27 protein-coding genes are annotated in these 26083 nt (G+C 57.8%); 17 read left to right on the top strand and 10 right to left on the bottom strand.

The features are described 5' to 3' along the window. Positions 1-21: 21 nt before the first annotated feature. The 3 genes from HWU94_RS00475 to HWU94_RS00485 all read left to right on the top strand — a co-directional run bounded on the left by HWU94_RS00475 (position 22) and on the right by HWU94_RS00485 (position 4495). The gene (locus HWU94_RS00475; protein ID WP_185173830.1) at positions 22-1509 is read left to right on the top strand and encodes an NAD-dependent succinate-semialdehyde dehydrogenase; all 1488 of its coding nucleotides are present in this window, start codon (positions 22-24) and stop codon (positions 1507-1509) included. A 109-nt stretch (positions 1510-1618) separates the two neighbouring features. After that, positions 1619-2965, top strand: a complete 1347-nt coding sequence (gene gabT, locus HWU94_RS00480; protein WP_185173831.1) for a 4-aminobutyrate--2-oxoglutarate transaminase — start codon at positions 1619-1621, stop codon at positions 2963-2965. A 153-nt stretch (positions 2966-3118) separates the two neighbouring features. Next, complete coding sequence (locus tag HWU94_RS00485; RefSeq protein ID WP_185173832.1) at positions 3119-4495, top strand: NAD-dependent succinate-semialdehyde dehydrogenase; 1377 nt, start codon at positions 3119-3121, stop codon at positions 4493-4495. 266 nt (positions 4496-4761) lie between these two features. Here the strand turns inward: HWU94_RS00485 and HWU94_RS00490 are convergent, their stop codons facing one another. Next, positions 4762-5490 carry a hypothetical protein gene (locus HWU94_RS00490; protein ID WP_185173833.1) on the bottom strand — a complete coding sequence of 243 codons (729 nt, stop codon included), beginning with the start codon at positions 5488-5490 and terminating at the stop codon, positions 4762-4764. A 397-nt stretch (positions 5491-5887) separates the two neighbouring features. On the opposite strand from HWU94_RS00490, the gene HWU94_RS00495 reads away from it, so the two are divergent. The 4 genes from HWU94_RS00495 (at position 5888) to HWU94_RS00510 (ending at position 8632) form a co-directional block, all read left to right on the top strand. Next, complete coding sequence (locus HWU94_RS00495) at positions 5888-6268, top strand: amino acid permease (protein ID WP_185173834.1); 381 nt, start codon at positions 5888-5890, stop codon at positions 6266-6268. A 254-nt stretch (positions 6269-6522) separates the two neighbouring features. Then, positions 6523-7302, top strand: a complete 780-nt coding sequence (locus HWU94_RS00500; RefSeq protein ID WP_185173835.1) for a sulfite exporter TauE/SafE family protein — start codon at positions 6523-6525, stop codon at positions 7300-7302. A gap of 15 nt (positions 7303-7317) precedes the next feature. Beyond that, positions 7318-7914 carry a rhodanese-like domain-containing protein gene (locus HWU94_RS00505; RefSeq protein ID WP_185173836.1) on the top strand — a complete coding sequence of 199 codons (597 nt, stop codon included), beginning with the start codon at positions 7318-7320 and terminating at the stop codon, positions 7912-7914. Positions 7915-8365: 451 nt separating this feature from the next. Next, a complete protein-coding gene (locus HWU94_RS00510) occupies positions 8366-8632 on the top strand; it encodes a hypothetical protein (protein WP_185173837.1) in 267 nt (88 codons plus the stop codon). A 17-nt stretch (positions 8633-8649) separates the two neighbouring features. Here the strand turns inward: HWU94_RS00510 and HWU94_RS00515 are convergent, their stop codons facing one another. The 6 genes from HWU94_RS00515 to HWU94_RS11655 all read right to left on the bottom strand — a co-directional run bounded on the left by HWU94_RS00515 (position 8650) and on the right by HWU94_RS11655 (position 14243). Further along, positions 8650-9261, bottom strand: coding sequence for a DNA-binding response regulator (locus tag HWU94_RS00515; protein WP_185173838.1), 612 nt, complete (start codon positions 9259-9261; stop codon positions 8650-8652). Further along, positions 9248-10183: a sensor histidine kinase gene (locus HWU94_RS00520; protein WP_185173839.1), complete on the bottom strand. Its 936-nt coding sequence runs from the start codon at positions 10181-10183 to the stop codon at positions 9248-9250. The genes HWU94_RS00515 and HWU94_RS00520 overlap by 14 nt, the downstream gene beginning before the upstream one ends. Before the next feature lie 355 nt (positions 10184-10538). After that, on the bottom strand, positions 10539-11333 hold the full coding sequence (locus HWU94_RS00525; protein WP_185173840.1) for a hypothetical protein: 795 nt from the start codon (positions 11331-11333) through the stop codon (positions 10539-10541). Beyond that, positions 11330-12322 (bottom strand): ABC transporter ATP-binding protein, encoded by a 993-nt coding sequence (locus tag HWU94_RS00530; RefSeq protein ID WP_185173841.1) that lies wholly within the window; start codon positions 12320-12322, stop codon positions 11330-11332. Before HWU94_RS00530 ends, HWU94_RS00525 begins: the two co-directional genes overlap by 4 nt. A gap of 95 nt (positions 12323-12417) precedes the next feature. After that, on the bottom strand, positions 12418-13929 hold the full coding sequence (locus tag HWU94_RS00535) for a prolyl oligopeptidase family serine peptidase (protein WP_221625850.1): 1512 nt from the start codon (positions 13927-13929) through the stop codon (positions 12418-12420). Between the two features lie 185 nt (positions 13930-14114). Beyond that, complete coding sequence (locus tag HWU94_RS11655; protein WP_280527413.1) at positions 14115-14243, bottom strand: hypothetical protein; 129 nt, start codon at positions 14241-14243, stop codon at positions 14115-14117. Between the two features lie 403 nt (positions 14244-14646). On the opposite strand from HWU94_RS11655, the gene HWU94_RS00540 reads away from it, so the two are divergent. After that, the gene (locus HWU94_RS00540; RefSeq protein ID WP_244955977.1) at positions 14647-15051 is read left to right on the top strand and encodes a recombinase family protein; all 405 of its coding nucleotides are present in this window, start codon (positions 14647-14649) and stop codon (positions 15049-15051) included. Between the two features lie 182 nt (positions 15052-15233). Here the strand turns inward: HWU94_RS00540 and HWU94_RS00545 are convergent, their stop codons facing one another. Then, positions 15234-15491: a metal-sensitive transcriptional regulator gene (locus HWU94_RS00545; protein WP_185173843.1), complete on the bottom strand. Its 258-nt coding sequence runs from the start codon at positions 15489-15491 to the stop codon at positions 15234-15236. A 128-nt stretch (positions 15492-15619) separates the two neighbouring features. Between HWU94_RS00545 and HWU94_RS00550 the strand changes: the two genes are divergently transcribed. Then, positions 15620-17008, top strand: a complete 1389-nt coding sequence (locus HWU94_RS00550) for a rhodanese-like domain-containing protein (RefSeq protein WP_185173844.1) — start codon at positions 15620-15622, stop codon at positions 17006-17008. Between the two features lie 27 nt (positions 17009-17035). Here the strand turns inward: HWU94_RS00550 and HWU94_RS00555 are convergent, their stop codons facing one another. After that, on the bottom strand, positions 17036-18691 hold the full coding sequence (locus tag HWU94_RS00555) for an alpha-keto acid decarboxylase family protein (protein ID WP_185173845.1): 1656 nt from the start codon (positions 18689-18691) through the stop codon (positions 17036-17038). A gap of 129 nt (positions 18692-18820) precedes the next feature. Here HWU94_RS00555 and HWU94_RS00560 point away from each other — a divergent pair, with 129 nt between their 5' ends. Together HWU94_RS00560 and HWU94_RS00565 are read left to right on the top strand one after the other, a co-directional pair. Then, entirely contained in the window at positions 18821-19762 is a 942-nt protein-coding gene (locus HWU94_RS00560) for an alpha/beta hydrolase (RefSeq protein ID WP_185173846.1), read from the top strand. A gap of 99 nt (positions 19763-19861) precedes the next feature. Further along, entirely contained in the window at positions 19862-20617 is a 756-nt protein-coding gene (locus HWU94_RS00565; protein ID WP_185173847.1) for a VIT family protein, read from the top strand. A gap of 102 nt (positions 20618-20719) precedes the next feature. Here the strand turns inward: HWU94_RS00565 and HWU94_RS00570 are convergent, their stop codons facing one another. Then, positions 20720-21670: a sucrase ferredoxin gene (locus HWU94_RS00570; RefSeq protein ID WP_185173848.1), complete on the bottom strand. Its 951-nt coding sequence runs from the start codon at positions 21668-21670 to the stop codon at positions 20720-20722. Positions 21671-21862: 192 nt separating this feature from the next. Between HWU94_RS00570 and HWU94_RS00575 the strand changes: the two genes are divergently transcribed. The 6 genes from HWU94_RS00575 (at position 21863) to HWU94_RS00600 (ending at position 25997) form a co-directional block, all read left to right on the top strand. Then, complete coding sequence (locus HWU94_RS00575) at positions 21863-22291, top strand: LexA family transcriptional regulator (protein ID WP_185173849.1); 429 nt, start codon at positions 21863-21865, stop codon at positions 22289-22291. Positions 22292-22293: 2 nt separating this feature from the next. Beyond that, positions 22294-23598, top strand: coding sequence for a Y-family DNA polymerase (locus HWU94_RS00580; protein WP_185173850.1), 1305 nt, complete (start codon positions 22294-22296; stop codon positions 23596-23598). A gap of 4 nt (positions 23599-23602) precedes the next feature. After that, positions 23603-24010: an RNA-binding S4 domain-containing protein gene (locus HWU94_RS00585; protein ID WP_185173851.1), complete on the top strand. Its 408-nt coding sequence runs from the start codon at positions 23603-23605 to the stop codon at positions 24008-24010. A 157-nt stretch (positions 24011-24167) separates the two neighbouring features. Beyond that, positions 24168-24368, top strand: coding sequence for a GNAT family N-acetyltransferase (locus tag HWU94_RS11555; RefSeq protein ID WP_244956044.1), 201 nt, complete (start codon positions 24168-24170; stop codon positions 24366-24368). 90 nt (positions 24369-24458) lie between these two features. Next, positions 24459-24971 (top strand): GNAT family N-acetyltransferase, encoded by a 513-nt coding sequence (locus HWU94_RS00595; RefSeq protein ID WP_185173853.1) that lies wholly within the window; start codon positions 24459-24461, stop codon positions 24969-24971. A 186-nt stretch (positions 24972-25157) separates the two neighbouring features. Continuing rightward, a complete protein-coding gene (locus HWU94_RS00600) occupies positions 25158-25997 on the top strand; it encodes a shikimate 5-dehydrogenase (RefSeq protein WP_185173854.1) in 840 nt (279 codons plus the stop codon). The last annotated feature ends 86 nt before the right edge of the window (positions 25998-26083 follow it).

Below are 26083 nucleotides of genomic sequence, written 5' to 3' on the forward strand. Positions count from 1 at the left end.
CACGAAAGGTGCACACCGGCTATGACCGTAGATATAAAAGAACTCCTAGCAAAGGTACCTACCGGCCTGCTCATCGGCGGCCAGTGGCGAGACGCCTCAAACGGCGAAACCTTCGACGTAGAAAACCCCGCCACCGGTGAAGTCATCGCAACCCTGGCCTCCGCCACCGAAGAAGACGCCCTCGCCGCCCTCGACGCAGCCTGCCGGGCAGAAAAAGAAGCCGGCGAGCACGGCTGGGCCGCCACACCCCCGCGTGAACGCGCAGAAATCCTGCGCCGCACCTTCGAACTCGTCACCGAACGGGCCGAAGAGTTCGCCACCCTCATGACCATAGAGATGGGTAAGCCCTACGCCGAAGCCCTCGGCGAGGTCAAGTACGGCGCTGAGTTTCTGCGCTGGTTTGCCGAAGAAACCCCCCGCCACTACGGCCGCTCCCTCGACATGCCCGAGGGCACCCTGCGCATGATTACCCGCCGCAAGCCCGTCGGCCCCTGCCTGCTGATTACCCCCTGGAACTTCCCCCTGGCCATGGGCACCCGCAAGGTCGCCCCCGCCATCGCAGCAGGCTGCACCATGGTGCTCAAGCCCGCCCGCCTGACCCCGCTGACCAGCCAGTACTTCGCCCAGACCATGCTCGACGCTGGCCTGCCCGCCGGCGTCCTCAACGTTGTCTCCTCCAAATCAGCAGCAGCTATCTCCGAGCCCATCATGAGCGATTCTCGCCTGCGCAAGGTCTCCTTCACCGGCTCCACCCCCGTCGGCAAGGACCTGCTCAAAAAGGCAGCCGACAACGTGCTGCGTACCTCCATGGAACTGGGCGGCAACGCTCCCTTCCTGGTCTTCGAGGACGCCGACATCGACCAGGCCGTCGCTGGCGCCATGGCCGCCAAAATGCGCAACATCGGCGAAGCCTGCACCGCAGCCAACCGCTTTATCGTGCACGAATCCCTCGCCGAAGAATTCTCCCGGAAGTTCGCCGAAAAAATGGGTGAACTCAAGCTCGGCAACGGCCTGGATGAAGGCGTTACCTGCGGCCCTCTCGTCGAAAAGAAAGCCCAGGACTCCATGGTTGCCCTCGTCGAGGACGCCGTCGCCAAGGGTGCCCGCGTACTTACCGGCGGCGAAAAGGGCGAGGGCGCAGGCTACTTCTTCAAACCCACCGTGCTCGTTGACGTACCCCTCGACGCCCGGGTTGCCCGCGAAGAAATCTTCGGCCCCATCGCCCCCGTCTTCACTTTCAAGGATGAATACGAGGCCTACGAACTGGCCAACGACACCGAATACGGCCTGGCCTCCTATGTCTACACCGAATCCATCGACCGCCTCTACCGAGCTAGCGACCACCTAGAGTTCGGCATCATGGGCTTCAACGCCGGTGTAGTCTCCAATGCGGCTGCCCCCTTCGGTGGCGTCAAGCAGTCCGGCATGGGCCGCGAAGGCGCAGCCGAAGGCATCGACGAGTACTCATCCATCCAGTACATCGGCATCCGCGACCCCTACGCCAACTAAAGCCCCAAACCCCGCGGACGCCCGCCTCGGCGCCGTCACCCCAGCACGGACGTCCGCACCCCAACTTTTTGTAGTTACAAAAAATCCGTCACTAAAGGAACCCTCAACCATGGCCGACATCGCCTACCGCCTACCCCAGCAGATCAGCCTCAACGGCACCGTCCCCGGCCCCAAATCAGCCGAACTCGCAGCCCGCCGCGCCGCTAACGTCCCCACCGGCGTAGCCTCCACCCTGCCCGTCTACGCAGCGGACGCCGACGGCGGCGTCATTGTCGACGTCGACGGCAACTCCTTCGCCGACCTCGGCTCCGGCATCGCCGTCACCTCCGTCGGCGCCTCCGCCCCCAAAGTCGTAGACGCCGTACGCGAAGCAGCCACCCACTTCACCCACACCTGCTTCATGGTCACACCCTACGAAGGCTACGTAGCCGTCGCCGAAAAACTCAACCAGCTCACCCCCGGCGACTTCGACAAGCGCACCGTACTCTTCAACTCCGGCGCCGAAGCCGTAGAAAACGCCGTCAAAATCGCCCGCGCAGCCACCGGCCGCAACGCCGTCGTCGTCTTCGACCACGCCTACCACGGCCGCACCAACCTCACCATGGCCCTCACCGCCAAGGCCGCCCCCTACAAGAAGGGCTTCGGCCCCTTCGCCCCCGAGGTCTACCGCGCCCCCATGAGCTACCCCTACCGCGATGGCGATCTGGGTGGCAAGGAAGCCGCCGCCCGCGTCATCGACATGATCGAAAAGCAGATCGGCTCCGAATACGTCGCCGCAATCCTCATCGAACCCATCCAGGGCGAAGGCGGCTTCATCGTCCCCGCCGAAGGCTTCCTACCCGAACTCGTCACCTGGGCCCGCGAAAAAGGCATCGTCTTCATCGCGGACGAAGTCCAGGCAGGTTTCTGCCGCACCGGCACCTGGTTCGCCTCCGACCACGAAGGCATCGAACCCGACCTCATCACCACCGCCAAGGGCATCGCTGGCGGTATGCCCCTCTCCGCCGTCACCGGCCGCGCCGAACTCTTCGACAAGGTCCAGCCCGGCGGCCTCGGCGGCACCTACGGCGGCAACCCCGTCGCCTGCGCCGCAGCACTTGCCACCATCGAAACCATGGAAGAGTGGGACCTCAACGCCCGCGCCACCCGCATCGAAGACATCGCCCGCGAAAAGCTCGGCCCCCTCGTCGACGAACTCGACATCGTCGGCGAAATCCGCGGCCGCGGCGCCATGTTTGCCGTCGAATTCGTAGCAGACTCCGACTCCAAGGAACCCCACGCCACCGCCGCCAAAGACATCGCAGCAGCCTGCGCCGAACGCGGCGTCCTCATCCTCACCTGCGGCACCTACGGCAACGTCGTGCGCCTGCTACCCCCGCTGACCATCAGCGAAGAGCTCCTGGGCCAGGCCCTGGACATCTTCGTGGAAGAAATCCGCAAGGTCGCAGGGAACTAATCACCTGTTTTGTATGGGCAGGGCAGGTGCCCCTCTGTCGGCTAACCTTCTCGAGCTCGCGCGGGGCGCTCGCTCGATTCATGCCAGACCCAGCCAGCCGACTGCCGGGGCACCTGCCCCGCCCCAGCCTACAAACACAAAGGATCTAAACCCATGAGCTACCGACTTGAAGACCCCACCACCGGCGAGGTGCTCGAAACCTTCGACACCCTCACCGACGAGCAGGCCGTTGAGGCTGTAGAGTGCGCCCACGCCGCCTACCTTTCCTGGCGCACCACCAGCGTCGAAGAGCGCGCCGCTATCGTCAACCGCATCGCCGAGCTCTTCGAAGAGCGCAAGCAGGAACTGGCCGAAATCATCTCCCAGGAAATGGGTAAGCCCATCTCAGAGGGCATCGAAGAAGCCGAATTCTCATCCGCTATCTTTGCCTACTATGCCGGGATCGCCGCCGACCACCTCAAAGACGAGCCGATTCCCTCAGAGACCGAAAACTCCGAGGCCTACATCCAGCGCAAGCCCCTGGGCGCCCTGCTGGGTATCATGCCCTGGAACTTCCCCTACTACCAGGTTGCCCGCTTCGCCGCCCCCAACCTCATGCTGGGCAACACCATCGTGCTCAAGCACGCCGAAATCTGCCCCAAATCAGCGCTCGTCATTGCTGAGATCATGAAGGACGCCGGGCTGCCCGAAGGTGCCTACGAGGCAGTTTTTACTAGCCACGACCAGATCGAGACCATGATTGGTCACCGCCACATTCAGGGTGTCTCCCTGACCGGCTCCGAACGAGCTGGCGCTATCGTTGCCGGTATTGCCGGGCGTAACCTCAAGAAGGCCGTACTCGAACTGGGTGGCTCCGACCCCTACATCGTGCTCGACACCGACAATGTCGCTGAAGCTGCCGCCACCGCCTGGGGCTTCCGCATGTACAACACCGGCCAGGCTTGCAACTCCAATAAGCGCATGATTGTCATGGCCGACATTTACGACGAGTTTGTCGCCGAACTCGTCAAGCTGGCCGAGGCTATGAAGCCGGGCAAGCCCGCCGAAGCGGATGAGACCACCTACATGGCCCTCTCCTCCCGTTCGGCAGCCGAAGGCCTCAAGAAGCAGCTCGACGAGGCCGTTGCCGCCGGTGCCAATCTGCGCGTTGGTGGGCAGCTACTGGATGAGAAGAGCGCCTACCTCTCCCCGGCCGTCCTCACCGATGTGCCCGTCGGCTCCGAGGTCTACTACCAGGAGCTCTTCGGCCCCGTCGCCACCGTCTACCGGGTAGAAAGCGACGAAGAAGCCATCAAGCTGGCTAACAACACCCAGTACGGCCTGGGTGGCGCCGTCTTCTCCCGGGACGAGGGTCGCGCCCGCTGCCTGGCCCAGCAGATTGACGCCGGCATGGTCAACGTCAACACCCCCGCCGGTGAAGGCGCCGAAATCCCCTTCGGCGGCGTCAAGAACTCCGGCTACGGCCGCGAACTCGGCCCCTACGGCATGGACGAATTCGTCAATAAGCGCCTCTACTTCGTGCAGAAGTAATTAAAAATAAGCTCTGCCCCACCAAAGGTGGGGCAGAGCTTATTTTTTAATTTTTGGCATTAAGGAATTTTCTATAATTTATTACTGTATCTATCAGTAAATAGGTAGATATTGCAGGTATTATTAAATTGGCTAGTCGAACCGTTCCTTGAAAATCTGAAAATATAATTACTATCACTGCTGCGATAGAAGAAATTATAAAAATCAGAAAAGATGAGAAGGCTGCTAATGCCCGCCGGGATGCCTCTGCGTTACTAAACATGATTTTATAAGGTAAAGCAGTGAGCAATGGCCGTGACTGAAATTCCACCTATTCCAACTATTCCTGTGATGCATGCGGCGCAAATCGCCGCGCCCACCCCGGTCGCTGCCGCTGTACATGAAGTTCCGCACATAGCCACAATAATCTTTGCAACAGCTGCGGTTACGCCAAGGGTTGCTGCTACACAACCAATTTTTTCTCCCCAGCCTTGAGGGGAAATCTGGTTTTTCTTCAGCAGTTCAGGGTTGGTTCTATTTAAATCATTTTCAAGGTCGGTGAATTTTACATCTGTTGCAACACTTGAGTGTAAAATTCCGTCTCTATATGAGGAAACAGTTGTGTTTGCTTCTGGGTTTTTGTAAACAATGGTCTCCGTTGAGTCTTGAACATTGAATTCTGAATCATATACAATAGTAAGGCCGCTCAGCTCGCTTGTTGACTCACCGGTGATGGGCACGGTTGCACTGTAAAATTTCTTCTCTGTGCCGACTTGAAGAACTGTGATTTCACTAGTTTTAAAATCGCTCTCTTTGGATTTTGTTTGAATATCTCCGCTATGTAAAGCTTGTAGCGTTTTTTGGACTAAATCTTGCTCCAGCGCTTTATCTTTTACTGGCATCAAGACGGCTGAAGGGTCGTTAATAGGCTGCGCGTGGGCAGGGGCGTTCAGCAGCGGAATTGCCAGGCATAGTGAAAATAAAAGCGATAGTAAGGATTTGAGAAAAACTCTCATGATAAATAACCTCCTGTTTGGAGTCTAGAAATTTTCTAGACCATGGAATGAACCCAATTTGACTTGAAGAAGGATTACTTCTACTACAAGACTTCAATAATTTTTTAGGAGATGTCAAGGCTCTCATTGAAAAATTTCTGGTTCTTTGAAGATTGGCCTCTCTGTTTACGGCCGCGAACTCGGCCCCTACGGCATGGACGAATTCGTCAACAAGCGCCTCTACTTCGTACAAAAGTAGCGCCGTACAATAAACATACGTTGCAAGGACGCAGCCGCCCGCCACCCTGCCCCCGGCAGAGTAGGCGGGCGGCGACGTCCTTAAAAATTCCCAGCGCACCCAGCGCGCACCCCTAGGAAAACACATGACACAACCCCACTCACCCTACGACGACGCGGTGTGCCCGTCTACGCTCTGCTGGCATCCACCATCGGCGGCGTCATTGCCTCCATCGTGAACTTTGCCGCCCCCAACTCGGGTATCTTCGAGTTCATCATGAACTCGGCGGGCCTGGTCGCCCTCTTCGTCTACGTCTTTATCGCCCTGACCCAGTGGAACATGCGCCGCAAGATGACCCCCCCCGAAGAAGTTGCCGGGCTCAAGCTCAAGATGTGGCTCTTCCCCTGGCTCAATATCGTGCTCATCGCGGGTATTCTCTTCGTGCTGATCGTGATGCTGGGCAGTGAGTCGGGCCGTACCCAGGTGTACACCTCGCTGATGGTCACTGTTGCCATGATGGTGCTGTGGCCGCTGGCCCGCAAGAAAGCCCTGAATAGCTGAGGTTTATTTAAAAGTCGGTTCAGGGAGGCCCGCACCAGGGGTGCGCTGGCTGGGGCTGGCATGAATGGCCCTGTGAGCGCTAGCGAAGCGGGCCAGAAGGTGAGCCTTGCCCGCGGTGCGAGCTGGATTGCCTAGGGAACCTTTTGAGTAGACCTCACGAACGGTGTGCCCCGACAGTGCTTAACCACCTTGCCTAGATATACCCCCTGGGGTATTATGGGTAGGTAAGTTAGAGCGAATGAAAGGTGGCCTCCATGCTTCTTATGCTTGCAGGAGGTCTGGTCATTGGCCTGCTCATGGGTGCCCTTGGGGGCGGGGGAGCTATTCTAGCTGTCCCCCTCCTGGTCTATGGGGCCGGAATGGCCCCAGCATCAGCAACCCTGGCCTCACTTATCATCGTGGGGCTTGGTGCGGCCACAGGTATCGCCGCCCACGCTCGCACCGTTCAATGGCGGCGCGGTACGATTTTTGGCGCACTGGGTATCGTTGGTGCATCGGTGGGGCGTACGCTGTCTGTAGGGATCGACGGCGCCGCCCTACTTCTAGCCTTTGCGGGGCTCCTGGTAGTAGTAGCAAGCCTGATGATAACCAAGGCCCTCAAGGTAAAACTTAGGAGTCCCACCCACCCCCCCGAACTAGCTACCTTCTCTAGCCCCAGCCAGCTCCTACGCCTGGTAGGGGCTGCTAGCGGCGTGGGCTTCCTTACGGGCTTCTTTGGTGTAGGTGGCGGTTTCGCTATCGTCCCTGCTCTCACCCTTATTCTGGACCTGGGTATGGGTGCTGCTGTAGGGACCTCCCTGCTGGTCATTCTCATCAATAGCCTGATTGCCTTAGGGCTTAGCTTTAACCACCTAGCCACTGTGGACTGGGCTGTGCTAGCTCCTTTGCTGGCAGCTACCATGCTCGGTGTTCTGGGTGGTGGATGGGTGGGCAAGCGCATTCCCCGCCATATCCTCCAACTTTCCTTTGCCTGTTTTCTCTACCTTATTTCCATCTATATTGTCGCCACCACCCTCACGGGGTTGGCCGCATAACCGAAAGGACAATCTATGTCAGCTACCCCCGTCACACTACCGTCGAGCCTTGACGCACCTCAGCTTGCTGAGAAAATGAAGGCCGCCGATGGCACTCTCCTTTTAGACGTTCGTACCGTTGCAGAATACAAAGGGGCACATATCCCAGGTAGTATCAACGTCCCTCTCTCCCTGATTGAGAAACACCCTGAAGAGCTCAGTAGCTTCATTGAGAATGAGGCCGTTATTATCTGCCGATCTGGTGCGCGGGCCCAACGCGCCCAGAAACTTTTGACGGGCGTGGGTGTAACGCACACCAGTGTTCTCACAGGTGGTATGGAAGCATGGAAGAAAGCCGAGCAGGCGGTGAATGTTGGCCCAGCGCGCTGGGATTTAGAGCGCCAGGTGCGCCTGGTTGCAGGGTCTTTGGTGGCTGGAAGTGTTGCCGCCAGTGTAGTTTTTCCTCGTGCTAAATACTTGGCTGGTGCAGTAGGTGGCGGTCTCACCTTTGCGGCAGTGAGCAACACCTGTGCTATGGGCTCCATGCTCTCTCGTCTGCCCTATAACAAGAGTGGGGAAGTGAGCCTTAAAGAAGCCAAGCGTAGGCTAGCGGCTGCCCATGCAGGCCAGTAAGGCATAAATTTTCGACTGTCCTTAAGGATTTAACAGATGTGAGGCTTATTCAAAAGTCAGGCTAGGGAGGCGCTCACTATGGGCAAGCCGGCTGGGTTTGGTGTGGGTTGCCCTTGTGAGCGCAAACGAACCAGGCCAGAAGGTGCGCTTGCCCGTGGTGCGCGCCGGACAGTTATACGGGACTTTTGGATAAGCCTCTGTGTTAAAAGTTTTTAAGGGGTGGATATTTTAACTCCTGGTACAGGCAACGTGTAAATAGGTACTTCGTTTGCCTGGAAGCCTTTTCGGTGCAGGTTTTCGAGCATGTTGTGTGCTCGTTACTCCCGTACTGAAACCGGTCCTTCGTTATGTGCTTTTGAATTCTTGGCACTCATAGTGGCGATGACAGATGTAACTCACTAGGTGACTCCTGTGACTACCGGCGATATAGCTAGGATGCCATAGTAGTTTTATGACTCGATGGATTAATGAAGAACAGATTCACCAGACTCCCAATCAACCTAGCTTCGCAGCAGATTTGATGAGCCTCGGTCCAGCATCAACGATGAATCGTGAACTGCTAGCTGCAGTTACCCAGATCGGGGCTGTCGTACTGCTACTCTTCGTCGTTTTCCCAGACCGTCTCGTCGAACCATGGCGTTGGCTTTTGCTTGTAGCAACTATTATTTATTTTACTGTTCGGTTTGCCACAGGAATCTCAAAATGGCGTCATCGCTAAGATACATCCTACCCGGATTAGATCCATCCTTCGTTCCAAGCAATTCTGGCAGCTGAGACTCTGGTTGGCGCTCCGAGCTTGGTCATGGCACTTGAAAGATAGTTCCGTACAGTGCCTTGAGCAAGATGAGAGCGCTCTGCGATAGCTTTAATAGTTGACCCATCTAGTGCTTCCCGGAGTACCTCAAGTTCACGATTTGTCAGAGGGCATGTACTTTCGGATAAGGCCACCGTAGCAACTGCACCGTCTACATAGCGACCACCACGATGGACTGTGCGAAGAATATGTGGAAGTTCCTTAACAGAAGTTGCTTTCGTAACGAATGCAAGCACACCTATATCAAGTGCACGACGTAACACCGCTGGACGAGCGTACCTAGTAAGTAGAACGACACGGGTACTCTTGGAAGTCGCACGGATAGCGTCAGCTACTTCAAGACCATCAAGCTTTGGCATTTCGAGATCAAGTACAGCGATATCGGGGCGGAGTCTCTCGATTACCTCTACTGCTTCTTTGCCGTCCTGTGCAGTACCGATGACCTCGATATCCTCGTTCAGACAAAGCAAAGTCATAATTGCTTCCCTGAGGAGGAGCTCGTCGTCTGCGAGCACCACGCTAATCGTTCTCATTCTGACCTCCGTTCATGTTGGGAATCCAGCCGACCAACTGCCCGCCACCGTCCTGAATGAATTCGAGTGTACCTCCGAGTTTACGGTACCGCTTGGTAAGCATCTGTAACCCGGTGCCCGACTCAACATTGGCAAAAGTTGGCATTGGCGTACCACTTGCATCCGAATCAGTCACAATAAGGGAAATGCCATCTTGCCCGTTACGGTGCTCCTGCTGAATCAAGATTGAACAGGCTTGTGCCTGTGTATGTTTGAGAATGTTTGTAACGCCCTCTCTAACAGTCAGCCCGAGCAGGCGATCAGCTTCACTGCTGAGCTCTGATATATCTTTTATCTCCTGGGTGATAGAGATTCCAGCAGATTGGAGAACCCTGTTTGCTTTTGTAATTTCGTCGTCTAAGTGGACCTCTCGATTTGCGTAAACGACTTGGTGCATTTCATCGAGAGCCTCGAGCGCGATGGTCTGGACACGACCAGCATGATAGATGGCGGCAGGATATTCTGCTCGTTCAATGAGGCGGCTTACCAGCTCGGCTTCCACTGTGATAAGGCTGAGGTGTTGCCCTTGGATATCATGAAGGTCGCTTGCGAAGCGCTGTCGCTCAGTGATAATCGCCCGTTCTGCTTCCCGTGTGCGTAAGTCATCAAGTTCGAGTGCCAGGATATAAATGGAATCTTGTCCAAGGACTCCCAAAGCCAGTAGCGCCGCGATTAACAGTATCAGCGGCTCCCAATTATCACTTCTGACGGTGCTAATGACCCAAGAAGCTAGCCCAATACTGATTGTTGTTAGGAACAGACGAACGATGCCATTCCAGAACATTCCGTAGCAAGCTGCCGTTAGTGCCCAGGCTAGAGGAACAATCACTGCAACAGCGAGAGAGCCCGTCGCAGGAACCATAGCGATTATAACTAGAGCCATTAAGATTACCCCGAGTCGTATCAGCCCTCGTGCTTTCGGCTTGTAGAGCCAACGGGTGAGGCTGTGGTAGGGGTGGAACTCTGCAGCCACTAATAATGACGCACCAAGACTGATGCATAGCGCTACAAGTATGAGACCCACCCCTTTAAGTACTGGAGGGGATTCCACCGCGAAGAAGATTACTGGGGCGGTAATTGTCCCAACTGCCAAAAGAACATGCGTGGAATGCACGTAAGTGGAGACAGCGCGGAAGCGGTTGAGCCTACCTCCATGAGGGTTCCGACTCATATGAACCTCCGCTCTCGACTCATGTGCTTTTATGCTCTCGAGCTGTAATAATCTATCTACTCAGGGGTTAACGTCGCCGCTCCCAGCGAAAAGTCTTCCAGCTCACCAAAGCTAAAATCACAATCCAAATCACCATGAAGGAAAAATCAACCATAACTTCATTGGCGCTGTTTGTTTCCGAATACCACCCTATTGTGGCTAAGTGTCCATTGGCGGCCAAAGGCACTGCCAGCACTAAGTCAATGATATCAAGACTGACAGAAGGGAGTATAGCTGTGGCTCCCATTGCGGCAACGAAGAAAGGCATCATCGTCCATTGCGCCTTCTCAGGTGTGGAAGTTACCCCACTCGTTGTCACACCTGCTAGCAACGCAACCACCATTCCTAGTAGCACTGATACACCAACAAGTAGCGGCTGTTGCGGCAGTGGCGCTCCGAGAAAAACCAGTCCTGTGAATATTGCAAGCACCTGGAACATGCCAACTAGGAAAGGTGGCACAAGTAGACCAGCGATAATTCCGATGCTCGGTAGCGCAGTTGTTCTTAGGCGTTTCAGTGCCAGCGTATGCCGCCGTGCGGTCAGGGTATTGAGTGCTACAAAGTAGACGGTGATGCACTGGGTTGCAACGAGATCTCTACCCGCTACTTGAGCCCATGTCTGTGGGTTGAACGAGACATTGGTAAGGGCTGTGATGGCAATCAATCCAGCGGGGAGCAAGAGCGTCAGTGCAATCATCACAGGCTGGCGAAGGAACACCCAGATTTCTGCAGTCGCAAGGGAAACGAAGAGGCGGAAAGAGCTTTTACCTCCACCTCGCTGAAACTGATTCACAGTGGTATCTGCTACTGCAACTTTGGTCATGGTGTTTCCTTTCTAATGTCATGAGTATCAGTGGCTGACACGCCAAAAAAGACTTCTTCAAGGGAGGCCGGGGCACAACTGAGTTGTTCAATTATGAGATCGTGAGTACGTGACCAATCTATGACAGCACCGACATCTGACTGGAGAAGGGGTGTCCGGATAGTAATCGCTGATTCCCTATGATTTCTGTTTTCATCGAGCTCTCCGCGAAGAAGCCGTTTCAACTCTGAGATTTCTGCTGGACCAGCTTGAACTGAAAAGCTAATTCGAGACGGTATCGAAGCAAGGACTTCAGACATGGGGCCAGCAACGGCTACACGACCTTGGTCTAGGATTGTCACGTGCTCAGCCAGACTCTGAGCCTCTTCGAGATAGTGTGTGGTAAGCAAGACAGTCGAACCTTTGGCATTCAATTCACGGATGATTTCCCACATAGTTCGGCGTGATTGAGGATCTAATCCGGTAGTCGGCTCATCAAGCACAATAAGATCCGGTTTACCCCAGATAGCCATAGCAAAATCTAAACGCCGTCGTTCGCCACCAGAAAGCACAGAAACCGGTGTCTTCCGCCGGTGCTCTAGACCAACAACTTCCAGAACTCGCGCAATTGAATCTTTGCGGATACTCAGACGTTGCCAAAGTAAGAGTTGCCCAAGCACTGTCATTTCATCAACGAGTCCGGATTCCTGCAACATCGTCCCGGTTCTTCCAGAAACAGCGGTTCGATGCCGCCACGGGTCCTGCCCAAACACTCTCAATGCACCGTTAGCTGGACGGCGGAAACCCTGGATACTTTCCAACAGCGTAGTTTTCCCGGCTCCATTCGTACCGAGAAGTGCGTGAATTTGGCCAGGCTCAACAGAAAATGAAACATCATTAACAGCTACAAACTTTCCATATGTGCACGTGACTTCTTCGACGGAGACAGCGGTGGAAAGGTGCTTGACTCCGAGCGTTCGGGTGCTGTGTTGTTGAAAATTTCCGCTCATAACTTAACGCCTCCCATGGGTTCGATATCAATCAAACTGCAATATCTGCTAAAAATGTGATATATCATTCATATATGCTGTAGAATAATTAACTTCTACGAGGTGTCTATACCTAAAAATCGAGCTTGGGCCCGCTCAATTTTCGCAACTTCCTCAGACGGAGGCGTATAGTGCCCCCCATTGTGTTGGATAACCTCGCAGGAACCTCCGGCTCTACGCCATAGATTAGCGAATTCTTCGAAACGTTGGCCCAGTACCGTTGAATCAACAGTTCCACAGATAATCATTAGCTGAGGCAGACTAGTCTTTTCCAGTGCCGCGACTTTAATAATTGGGTCAAAAGAAGCAAGGTCACCATCGTCAGGAAACTCTGACCGGTGCTTCATCCCGAGTGGAGAGGAAAGATACTCACGGAGATGGGTGATTGGTGATGTTACGCAGATGCGATCCACAGTCTTAGGCTCCTGCATCGCGGCAAGGATAGCGAGCCACCCTCCATGTGAGGTACCAAGTAAACTCACCCGTCTTTCTCTATTTGCTTCATTTTGGAGAACAGCGCAGAGGTCATCAAGCGAATTCTGTTTTAGTGAACCCCGGCCAGACTGTGCCCAAACATTTCCTAGTTCTCCGCCTCCACGGACATGGGCATAGATGATATCTCCGATGCTGGTTTGTGTGGCTACTCCTGATATCGGGCGCAAAGAAAGACCAAACCCGCCGTGTACGGTAACTAGCGACCGTGGCTCCTGCTCGTGGAGAGGGGTATGAAATCGTGAAATTGGAACCTTCGTACCGTCCGGAGAATCTACCTGTTCGATGTCGAAGAGTTGTTGCTCTTTGAACGCTGGCTCAGGCCATAGTTCGCTGAAATCTGTAGGTATTTTGACAGAATCGAGCTGGTCGAGTCGCTGGAGTGCAATCCTGGCAAAGTCATTTTCTCGAACTATTCCAATGACCCAGCGTCCTGGAATCCATCTGACATTACATACCGATGATATCTTATCTTTCAAGACAACGGCTGTGCCGTGAAGCGAATCAAAACAAGCAAATGGCACTCCATCTAGCAATATTGTGTCACGCAAAGTAAACGGTCCCTCAGCTGTCTGAAACTCATAAAGCACGTCTACGGCTTCACTCATAGTGAGGCTAGGCCAACCATTGTCTGCGATAGCTAGCACTATCTCCTTACTATGCTGGAATACGCGATTTGAAAGAACATTCCGAATGGTCGTTCCGTTCTCCCCACGGAGGGCAGCCCACTTTAGGTTCGGGGAGAGAGTAACGGAATATGCCGGCCCTGAAACGGTAAAGAGGCTATCGATTGTTAGCTCAATAACGCACACATCACCTGATCTGGTAACGTAAGCAAATCCGTTCGGTGCGGTTGATATCTGTGGTGACGCTGCCGGCTCTGGGCAGATGAAGCTGTCTCCGTCTTGGCCGACGTGACCGACGCGGAAGGTATCCCCGTCAAGAGCGACAAATACCATCCGGTCTGCAACGATATGCGCCGTTGTTGCTACCGCTTCACCTGGGACACCGTCAACTCTGATGTGTCTTGCAGATGTTCCGTAAGGAAACGTCGGATGGTGGTCAAGCAGTAGCATATTGCTCCACAGCTTGGAGAATCTCACGTTCGAAGACATCGATTGTCGGAAATCCTTGTGCGGCTGTGGTTTTACCATCAGAGACTCGTTGAGCCGGTATCTGCGACTCAGAAACGAGATAACCAGCATCAGCCACGCCGGTACATAGCTTCTGCCAAAGGCGTCCTACGACAATTGGGTCAGAATTAGCAATTAAGCGTGATCGAAATCGTAATTCCACAGGGGATCGAGGTGGGCGAATCTACTGCGTCCTCGACCATTACATCGTCACCCAGCGCAGTCATTGCAGTCTTGAGTTCCATGTTGTCGTACATGATTCTCTCCTTCTTTTCAGTGAAACAAAGTGGATAGCCGGTTACCATCCACCTACGACATCACACCTTTGTGGAACGATGTCATTCAAGTCGGAAAAGCTCCCGACTCAGGCGCTAAAACGTAGCCTCTACTTCGGGGTAAAGCGGCCGACGGTATGTTCAGCGACAATGCTCCGAGGCAGAACTGAGGCGTAGTCTACTCTTATAGACACTGTTCTATTGCCACACTCCAAGTCTCTCAATACAACCGACTGCAATATAGTGTTATAAGCCACAATATTGGATGAAGAACTATATCCCCCGCACTGATATTTGTCATAAATTCTGGATGTGTAGTAAATTCTATGTCCCTCGATATGCCACATCTTCAACGCAGTTTGTCTGGCTGGTCCAAGCAATAGGGATGAGCACCTATTTAGCGCATCAGTGCGTTCTGCATTGCCCCGCAGCCTGCCTCAAAGCCCTCCGCCCAGGGGACACCCTTATGGTCTGGAAACTTGACCGTCTAGGCCGCAACGTCAAAGGCCTCTGCCAGTTGCTTGAACATCTCGAAGCGCACAACATCCACTTCCACTCTTTGACCCAAGGGATCGACACCAGCACCCCGGTGGGAAAAATGATGTTCCACATCATCGCTTCACTAGCAGAGATGGAATCCGACCTAATCTCAGAGCGCACCCAGGCAGGACTTGCTGCCATGAAAGCAAAGAACGGAGGTAAGAAAGGAGCCGGGCCTGGCCGTCCTGCAAAGTTATCTGCTGCTCAGAGAGGCCAGTTGGTGCGGATGCGTTCGGGGATAAACCCGTAGGTAGAGCGGGTGTGGAGTCTGTGGGAGCTGGCTACCTTTTTAAGGTGGGGTATCCACCGTAGCCCGCCTACTGGAATACTCTAGGGGTGGGTACATAAGGAAAAAGCTAAAGGTCCTACCCTGTGCACACCACTAGAAATGACTGAAGAGCAAAGAAAACAGTAGCCTCTGGTGCCTGCATTTTAGGCCAGGGAAAGAAACATCTTTTCAAGCTCTTGGGGGCTAATTTCTGGGCTATCGGAGGCTAGGCACTGCTGGAGTCCGCTGGCAACCACGGCAAAGCTGGCGCGGTCGACCGCTTTAGAGGCGGCGGCCAGCTGGGTGACAATTTTTTGGCAGTCATCACCCTCTTCGAGCATACGGATAATGCCGTTGAGTTGGCCTTGGGCACGCTTGAGACGGTTGATGACCGGTTTCATCTCTTCGGGGTTGAGTTGCATGGCTTCTGCTTTCTTGTAAAAACTTTTTCTCTAGTATACCCCCGGGGGTTTGTTTCCGGTTGGGATTCTGTTATCTTTTAAATACCCCTGGGGGTATTTTTATATTGGTTGCACTGAAAGGATCTACCGTGCTCTTTGAACGCATCTACGAAGAAGGCCTTGCCCAAGCTAGCTACTTCATCGGCTGCCAGCGCAAGGGCGAGGCCATTGTGGTTGACGCCCGCCGCGATATCCAGGTCTACCTCGACCTGGCTGCCAAAAATAACATGAAGATTGTGGCGACCACCGAAACCCACATCCACGCCGACTACCTCTCAGGAACCCGCGAACTGGCGTCCGTAACCGGCGCTACCATCTACCTCTCCGGCGAAGGCGGGGACGACTGGCAGTATGATTTCGACGGCACCCGCCTCTACCACGGCGACACCATCCAGCTCGGAAAGATTACCGTTACCGCCCAGCACACCCCCGGCCACACCCCGGAGCATCTCTCATTCCTTATCACCGATGGTGCTGTGGCCGACGCCCCCGGCTACATGCTCACCGGCGACTTCGTCTTCGTGGGCGATCTGGGCCGCCCCGACCTACTCGACGAGGCAGCAGGCGGCATCGACACCCGCTTTGATGGGGCTCGCGACCTCTTTGCCAGCCTCAAACATGTATTCATGCCCCTACCTGACCACGTGCAGGTGCACCCCGCCCACGGCGCAGGATCCCCCTGCGGCAAGGCTCTCGGCGCGGTTCCCTCAAGCACCGTTGGCTACGAAAAAGCCTATGCCTGGTGGGCTCCCTACGTGCGCAACAACGACGAACAGGGCTTTATTGACGAGCTGCTCAACGGCCAGCCCGACGCCCACGCCTACTTTGCCCGCATGAAGAAGGAAAACCGAGTCGGCCCTGCCCTCATCGGTTACCCTGCCCCCGAACCTGCTGAACTCACCGCTGCCCAGGTGGCGGAAAAACTTGAGGCTGACGGGGCTATCTTCATTGATACCCGCGACCAGCACGACGTGCACAACGGTACTGTGGAAGGCTCGCTGAATGTTCCGGCAGGCCCCCAGGCCTCTAACTTCGCAGCCTGGGTGCTAGACCCCGAACGCGAAAGCCGCCCCCTGGTCGTCCTGGCCGATACTGAAGCCCAAGCGACTCACCTGCGCGATGCCCTCTACCGGGTAGGTATCGATACCGTGCGCTACTACACTGCCGATCTTGAGCCCCTCATCAACTTCACCCCGCCCCTGGTAGCGGTGGATGAGCTAGATACAGCCTCCCGCGATGCTCTGGTCGATGTGCGCGCTAAAAATGAGTACGCCGCAGGCACCATTCCCGGTGCCCAGCAGCTCTCAGGTGGTTCAGCCCTCTGGCGCCTTGATGAACTGCCCGCCCCCGGCTCGACCCTGCTGACCTTCTGCCAGTCCGGTGTGCGCAACTCGGTGGTTGCCGGCGGTCTGCGTCGAGCCGGTTACACCGTGCTTGAACTTGAAGGTAGCTACGCCGCCTGGGCGGCGCAGAACTAGCCGGGTACGGGGTGGACCAGGCTACCTTTAGGAGTTGGCGCGGGTGAGCGCGGCGGCGACGTCGGCTAGTAGGGCGGGCACGTCGTCCTTATCCATCATGACCTCCAGGAAAACCAGCTTGTCACGTGTGGCCTGGGTCAGGGCGGTCGCTTCCAGCAGCTCGGCGGCGGTGGTCACGCGCAGCATGAGCACATCGTCCTCGGTCGCGCCCAGGGCCGCCGGGATCAGCTGCCAGTTATAGCGGCGAATATTGTTGTAGGGCTGGGTGGGGCCGTGAATGGCACGCTCCACCGTGTAGCCGTCATTGTTGATCAGCACCACCACCGGGTTGGTCTTCTGCTCCAGCATGGTGCCGATTTCCTGGAAGGTCAGCTGGGCTGAGCCGTCGCCAATGAGCAGGACGCCACGCGCACCCCGGTCTGCGATGGAAGCCCCCAGCATGGCCGGCAGGGTATAGCCGATTGAACCCCACAGGGGCTGGCCGATAAACATGGAATTCTCGGGGAAGCGGCGGGAGGCCATACCGAAGAAGGAAGTGCCCTGGTCGGCCACCACAATGTTGCCCGGGGACAGCTCGCGGGAGAGCAGGGACCAGAGGACGTCCTGGGTCAGCGGGGCGTCCATGTCGATGTCTTCGTGGGTTTCTTCTTCCCAGGGCAGTAGCTCCTTGGGGGCAGCGCCTACCTCAAGAGCGACCTCGCGCACCAGGTCAAGGGCGGTATCGAGGGTGAGCGGGGCGTAGGTCTTGCGGCCAATCTTGGCGGTCTGGGCCCCCAAAAAGACGGTGTTCTCGGGCAGGTGCTGGGAGAAGCCGGCGGTGGTGGTGTCGGTGAAGGTTACGCCCGCGCAGATCAGGGCTTCTGCCTGCTCCACGGCGTCCTTGGTGCGGGCCGACGACACCACCCCGGCGTAAATACCAGCAAAAGCCGGCTTGGACTCGTCCACCAGGGTCTTGCCCCACATCAGGGTGGCATAGGGCAGGCCGGTTGCCGCCAACATCTCGGTCAGGTTGGTCTGTGCACCCATGCGGTGAACCAAAAGGTCAGCAAGCACCGTGGTCTGCTTGCCCGCCAGCACTTCAGCCAGGTCAGCACGGAAGGCTTCAACGGCACCGGGGGACGAGAGGGCCTTGGGTACCTCCAGCGGGCCGGTCGGCGGGGCCACCTCAACCCGCGCAACGTCGGTCGCCAGCAGAATGTAGCCGGGGCGCTTCTGGATCATCATCTCGCGCAGCACACGGTCAATTTCGGCGGTAGCGGTGGCGTGCTCAAGGTTAGCAACCGCGCAGGACACCTCAGACGCCATACGAATAAAGTGGGTGAAATCGCCATCGCCCAGGGTGTGGTGCATGGTCAGGTGGGCGGCCTGGGCGTCCTTGGACGGGGCGCCCACGATATGCAGGACGGGCACGTGCTCGGCATAGGAACCGGCCGTTGCGTTAATAGCGGAAAGCTCACCCACACCGTAGGTGGTCACCAGGGCGCCGATACCGCCTACGCGGGCGTAGCCGTCCGCCGCGTACCCGGCGTTGAGCTCATTTGCGTTGCCTACCCAGGTCAGATGCTCGTGCGCAATCACATGGTCGAGGAACTGCAGGTTGAAGTCGCCGGGCACACCGAAAATATCGGTGGCGCCCAGGGAAGCGAGGCGGTCAAGCAGGTAGTCGCTGACGGTGTAGGTCATGGGTGGTGTCCTTACTGGCGGGTGCCCGCGGGGTGTTGCGGGCGTCACTGATTATCCTCTCTATGATAGGTGGGTCTAGGCTAGGTTCGCTAGACAGAGCGCCAGCCCAACAGGCGTAGACTGGGAGCCATGACACAGCCAGACATTCTCGGCGCCCCCTACACCGCCGAAACCATCGACCTGGGCCGCGATGCAGAAGGCCCCATCGTTGCCACCCTCATCCACCGGCCCTCAGATGCTGGCGGGGCGGCACAGCCCGCCGTGCTCTATCTGCACGGCTTTGTGGACTACTTCTTCCAGAAAGACCTCGGCGACTGGTGGGCAGCCCGCGGCCACGACTTCTACGCCCTAGACCTGCGCAAATACGGGCGCTCCCTGCTGCCGGGGCAGACCCCCTTCTACACCGAAAACCTCGACGACTACTTCGAAGACCTCACTGCTGCCTGGCAGCTCATTACCGGCCGCGACGGGCACCAGCAGGTTATTCTCATGGCCCACTCCACCGGGGGCCTCATCGCCTCTCTCTGGGCCAGCCGAACCGCCCCGCCCGAGCTGGCTGCCGTCGTCCTCAACTCCCCCTGGCTCGACCACTTCAACAACCCGCTTGAGCGCACCCTCATGACCGGATCGGTGGCGGCGCTCGCGCGCTTCAAACCGCGCGCCATCGTGCAGAAGGAGCAGGAGGACGCCTACGCCCGCTCCCTGCACGCTGAGCACGCAGGCATCTGGCAGTTCAACACCGACTGGAAAACCCTCAACTTCCCACCCGTCTACGCGGGCTGGCTGGCGGCTGTGCGCCGGGCCCACCGGCAGCTACAAGGCGGTCTCGATATTCAGGCTCCCGTTCTGCTGCTAACCTCGGCCCGCTCCGGCAAACTCACAAACCCCACCGACCGCCACGACTTCGATGCGGTGCTCAATGTGCAGGGAATCCGCCGCTGGGGCCTGGGGCTGGGCAAGGACGTCACCAGCCGGGTCATCGACGGCGGAACCCACGACCTCGTCCTCTCACCCGAACCCGCCCGTACCGCCACCTACCGGGCTATCGGCGAGTTCATCGACCGCCTCTAGGTAGCCCAGCCTAGCCTCACCCGCCGGTTAAGCTCCGCCGAGCCGGGGGTAACTGTGCGCTCGCTGGAAGGCACCCGAGAGTAGGTCTAGAGTGAAAGCATGACGAACCAACCGAACGATGCCGCGCCTGCGGCCCCCGAACATCACGTCGGCGAATCCCACAACATGGGCGGTGCCTACCAGGAGAAACTTAACCGCCTGCGCGCAGCCGTTCTGGGCGCTAACGACGGCATCGTTTCTGTAGCCGCCACCGTAGTGGGTGTTGCCGGTGCTACCGCTAGCACCTCGGCTATCGGTGTGGCTGCTGCCGCAGCTGTGGTTGGTGGCGCGATTTCAATGGCTCTGGGCGAGTATGTGTCGGTCTCGTCCCAGGTGGATAGCCAGGAAGCCCTGATCGCCAAGGAAAGGGCTGAGCTGCGCGACATGCCCGAGCACGAGCTCGACGAGCTGACCGAGATGCTTGAAGAGCGCGGCATTTCACCCGAAACCGCCCGCAAGGCGGCTATCGAGATGACCGAGAAGAACGCCCTCAAGACCCACCTGCACTTTGAGTTGGGCATCGACGATGAGGACATCCCCTCACCCTGGTCTGCCGCTTTCGCTTCGGCTGGCGCCTTCCTAGTGGGTGCTCTGCTGCCTACCCTGCTGATTTTGCTCTTCCCCGAGTCGATTCGTATTCCGGTGACCTTCGCCGGCGTGCTCGTTGCCCTGGCAATCACCGGTACTCTGGGTGCCAAGTGGGGTGGCTCCCCGCACTATGGCAAGGCCGCTGTGCGCGTGGTAGTCGGCGGTGCCCTGGCCCTGGCCGTTACTTTCGGCGTGGGCTCCCTGCTGGGTGCAACCGGCGTGGTCTAAAACGTCGAGATTCGGCCCCTGATTCTTTGAACCGGGGCGGACGCCACCAGGCGGGTCTGCATTCGCAGGCCCGCCTGCGTGCTTCCCGGGGTTGGGTAAAAGTTAGGCTGCCGTGCCGGGGTGCAGGCTGATGACCTCCCAGCTGAAGGCGGGGCCGGCGTCCTTACCGCAGGACGCCGGTCGCGGCGCTAGCTCGGTGTGGCGGGCGGTCGCGACCCAGAAACGGCCGTCGCGGTGGGCGACATGGGCGGCGTGTAAGTCGGGTTCGGTGGCGGTCATTTCACCGGGGTTTAGGTCGTCGGGGCTCGGGTGCTCACCGGCGTCCGCCAGGAGGGTACGGACGGCTACCTCGGCTACCTGCTCGATGGGGGAGTGGGAGGAGCGCCCGCGCAGCCCTGTGAGTTCTACCCGGCCCTGCTGGGCACTCTGGGCTAAGGTCAGGGCCTGTTCGAAGGTCAGGCGCCCGTAAGTGTAGCCGGTGGGCAGGCTGATAGCGACCGGGGCGAAGCGGTGCCCGCCAGTGTGGGAGCACTCCCAGACGCTGCCGTCTGCGAGTTGTTCGGATACAAAGGACGCAATGGGTCGGCCCCGCACCGCACAGCAGCGGTCGCGCTTGGAGTGGGTGCAGACAAGAGTCAGTGCTTCACGTGAAACAACCGCACCGGGTATATTTCCGGGGGTTTCGAGGGGGAGGGAGAGTAAATCCTCCGCGCCTGTTACTTCAAAAGAGTAGAGCCGGGCGGGTGAAAAATCCCTACCCCCGGTGACCGCAAGGAAGGCGCGACGGCGGGCGCCGGCGTCCTTAACCTTCTGCCCCTCACGACCTGGCTGCCGAATCAGCAGCAGGCGGGCACCCACCTGCGCCATCTTCTCTTTAAGGGCGGTTGAGAGGTCTGCCCCAAAGACGGTTCCATCGAGAATATCGCGGCCCCAGCCGCCGGGGTGCTCCAGCAGAACCCAGAGCGTCTCGCGGGCAGCGGTACCCGGCAGGTTCTCATCAACCGGCAGGGAGCAGGAATCGGCAGGAATAGCGGGTGCGATAGGGCTAGTCATGGGCATAAGTGTACGCCAGCGCGGGCTTTAAGGGGCATCGAGCGTGCGTCATATCGCCGAGAGTGCGCACGGCTGCTGCACGCTCAGCGATATGACGCACGCTCACGCGGATCGGGACTGCTGGAAAAATATTGCTTACTTTATAGAATATATATTCGTACAATATTCGAAACTTTATACTATATTTAAGGCATGAAAGCCATTATCGTAGGCCAGCTACAACCCGGGGTGCCCTGGCCCCTTCCCACCAGCCCCATCAGAGTCCCTGCGGGTTTCCCATCGCCTGCCCAGGATTATTCAGCCACCCATATCGACCTCAACGAGGTGCTCATCGCTGACCGCAATTCCACCTATATTTTGAGAGTCAGCGGCTCCTCGATGATTGACGCGGGGATCGCAGACGGTGACGAAATCATCGTTGACCGTTCCCGTCGGCCGGTTGAGGGGTCGGTTGTGGTGGCTGCTATCGACGGTGAATTTACCGTCAAGCGTTTCCACATTGATCGCCACGGCGCCGGGTGGCTTTTGCCCGAAAACCCCGCCTACCCTCCCATCCCTATCCCCGCCGAATCGGAATTTATGATTTTTGGGGTGGTCACCCGCTGCCTTCACAGGGTGTAGATATGGCCAGGCAACAGGTTGTGCACGTTGATATTAACTCCTGCTATGTTTCCTGCGAACGTATCTTTGACCCCTCGCTCATAGGGCGCCCGGTGGTGGTGCTTTCAAACAACGACGGCTGTGTGGTCGCCCTTTCAGCAGAGGCGAAGGCTCTGGGGTATACGATGGGCATGCCCTGGTTTCAGATAGAGCACAGGGCCTGCGCGCAGGGGGTTATCGCCCGATCTTCCAACTACGAGCTCTACGGAGAAATTTCTGCCCGTGTGATGCGGGTGCTCGCTTCACAGGCGGCCGAATTTGAGCAGTACTCCATCGACGAAGCCTTCCTGACCGTGCCACTTGAGCCCGCTGCTGCCCGCACCTTTGCCCGACGTATCAAAGACCAGCTGCTACGCGGCGTAGGGGTGCCTGTCTGTGTAGGGGTTGCCCCCACGAAAACCCTTGCCAAGCTCGCCAATAAAACCGCCAAAAAGATTCCCGCCCTGGCGGGGGTCTGTGTGTGGGGTTGTTTGCCTAATGAACGTAAGGACGCCCTGCTGGCGGCTTTGCCGGTATCTGAGGTGTGGGGAGTGGGGCGGCGAACTACGCAGAAACTTGCGGCTCTAGGTATTACCTCGATTGCCGATTTGGCGGCCGCGCGACCCGACATGATTCGAAAAAAGTTTTCGGTGGTTCTGATGCGCACAGTTTTGGAATTACAAGAAATTCCGGCGTGCGAGCTGGAAGAGCAGCGCCGCTTTAAAGACCAGCTCATCTACTCGAGAGCCTTCTCCCGACCTGTATCTGATGCGGAGTCTCTGCGCCAGGTGCTGAGTATCTACGCACAAAAAGCAGCTGCCCGACTAGCCCGCCACGGCCAGCTGGCCGGTCTACTCACCGCCTTCTGTGGAACCGCTGTTTTCAGCTCTGGGCAGCAGCATCACCCCGCCCTGCAGGTGCGCCTGCCGGGGTATACGTCCGACCCGGTTATTTTGACCCGGGCTGCTCATCAGCTCCTGGAATACGTTGACTTCTCCACTGTCGCCTATGCCAGGGCGGGCGTTATACTGACTGATTTGCGCCCTACCGGCGGGCAGGAACCCCTCTGGGGCATGGAATACCGTCATGAGTCCCGAGACATCGCGGGCTTGCTCGCTCGGGTGCAGGAACGGTGCGGTGAGGGCTCGGTGGGGCTGGGGTATGCGGGCTTAGCCCGTCCGCCAGAATGGCAGATGAAACGTGAGATGCTCTCGCCCAGGGCAACCACCCACTGGGACGAGCTGGTGAAAGTGCGGGTGGGGGAGGAGACGCCGATGACGGTAGCCTAGATACATGACTTCACCCGCAGACTCAGCCCCAGCAGAGCCGCAGCCACCTGTGCGCATCGACGCCTGGCTCTGGTCGGTGCGCGTGTTCAAAACCCGCTCACTGGCGTCCACCGAGGTCAAAGCCGGGCACGTGCGCATCAACAGCGAGCACGCCAAGCCCTCCCAGAAAATCAAACCCGGAGACACCGTCACCGTGCGCTACCCCGGCTGGGAGCGCGTACTCATCGTGCGAAAAACCATCTCCAAGCGCGTCGGCGCCCCCGTAGCTGTCACCTGCTACGACGACATCTCAGCCCCCAAACCCGCCTACCTCACCAGCGGTGCCCTACCCCGTCGCGACCGGGGTGCAGGCCGCCCCACCAAAAATGAACGCCGGGCCCTCAATAAACTCCGCGGCTACGAGAAAGAATAGCCATGCCCCACACCCTGCGCCCGGCCGTCCTTGCCGACGTGCCCGTCCTCTCAGCTTTTGCCAGTGCCCACTTCCCCGAGGTCGCCCCGCCGAAATTCCCGGCAAGGCCGCCTACCTGAGTAAGTTCTACCTCTCTGCCGAAACCCGTGGAACCGGTCTGGCTAGGGAACTCATGGATGCCGCTATCGCCGCTGCCCGCGCCGACAGTAAAGACGGCCTGCACCTTGGCACCCACCAGCTCAACCACCGCGCCCAGGCCTTCTACGAAAAGATGGGATTCACCCGGGTGGGTGAGCGCACCTTCCAGCTCACTGCCACTGAAGTTGCCCACGACTACATCTACCACCTGTCTATTTAAAACCTGAAGATTGTGCAGGTCGGTGCGGTATCATGACTCTACGCCTTGCCTTCCCCCACTTGCTCGCAGCGGCAGGGCTCGAGGAGAATAATGAATTTTGAGATCCGCCCACCTGTGCCTGCAGAGGCCAGAGCGTGGGAAGAGCTGCGCATGACGTCCTGGCGTCACGTCTACGCCGGCACATTTACCCCCGAAATGTTCGCTAAGCAGGAAGAACAGCTGGACACCCGCGCCACCGGATTTGCAGAGTGGCTAGATTCCACCGGCGGCACCGGTGAAGATATTCAGCAGCAACTGGGTCAGCACCGCCGAGCCCTGGTGGCGGTAGAAAAGGACGCCGCGGGCAAACTCCTGGGTCTGGCCTTCGCCTCCCAGATGCCGTACGAAGTGCAGAAACTTGAAATGCTCTACCTGCTGCCCGAGGCCTTCGGCACGGGAGTTGCCCAGGCCCTGCTGGGCGAGGTGCTCGACCCCGGCCCTGCTGAACTTGAGGTGCTCTCCACCAACGCCCGCGCGATTCGTTTCTACGAAAAAGAAGGCTTCATCATCGCCCGCTCTGACGAGTTTGCGGGCCGTAAAACCTACATCATGACCCGGCCCTAGCAGCCCCACTTTTGACCGTAACGCTAAATGCCATGTGCGCGGTAACGATTCGCGCCCATGGCATTTATCGTTACACTCAGCCGAGGTGGAGCGGTGCGCGGACGCCGGTGGTAGGGTGAAAGAGTCAGGCCGGGTTGACCCCGCTGTGAGGAGCCCGGCTCGAACCCTCACCAAGGAAAACACCCCATGACTAGCTCACCTGCCGCGCCTGGCCGTCCGCCCCTGAACCGCGACACCACCGTCTGCATCTCCCTCTCGGGCCGCCCCTCAAACCACGGCATTAAGTTCCACAACTACCTCTACGAAAAGTTTGGCCTGGACTTTCTCTATAAGGCCATGACCACCACCGACATTGAAGCCGCTATTGGCGGCGTGCGGGCCCTGGGAATTCGCGGGTGCTCGGTGTCCATGCCCTTCAAGCAGGCAGTGATTCCCCTGGTCAACGAGATGGACCACTCCGCTGAGGTCATCGGCGCGGTTAACACCATTGTGAACACCGACGGCTACCTCAAGGCCTACAATACCGACGTGATTGCGGTGGTATCCCTGCTGGCCTCCCACCGGGTAGACCCCGCCCTACCCTTCCTGCTGCGCGGCTCTGGCGGCATGGCGGCGGCTGTAGCTGGAGCTTTCTACGACGCGGGCTTCCGCACCGGCACCATCATCGCCCGCAACGAAGAGGCGGGTCGGGCCCTGGCCGAGCGTTACGGCTACACCTGGGCCGCTGAGGTGGGCGAGCTGACCGCCCCCGTCATTGTGAACGTCACCCCCATCGGCATGGAGGGCGGCCCCGAGATTGATACCCTGGCCTACCCCGCTCCCGCGATTGAGGCCGCCCAGGTGGTCTTTGACGTGGTCGCCATGCCCGTTGAAACCCCGCTGATTCGGGCCGGACGGGCTGCGGGCAAGGAAGTGATCACCGGCGGCGAGGTCATCGCCCTGCAGGCTGCTGAACAGTTCAAGCTTTACACCGGGGTTGAGGTCAGCGACGCCGATGTGGCCGAGGCAGAAGCCCAGGCCAGCTAGGTTCTTGAAAGTAACCGAAACCTTCATCTGCGCGTTCTTTGCACACGCAGATGAAGGTTTCGCTTACCCATACGGACGCCGGTAGG

The organism is Rothia nasimurium (assembly GCF_014217215.1).
Classification (GTDB): Bacteria; Actinomycetota; Actinomycetes; order Actinomycetales; family Micrococcaceae; genus Rothia; species Rothia avistercoris.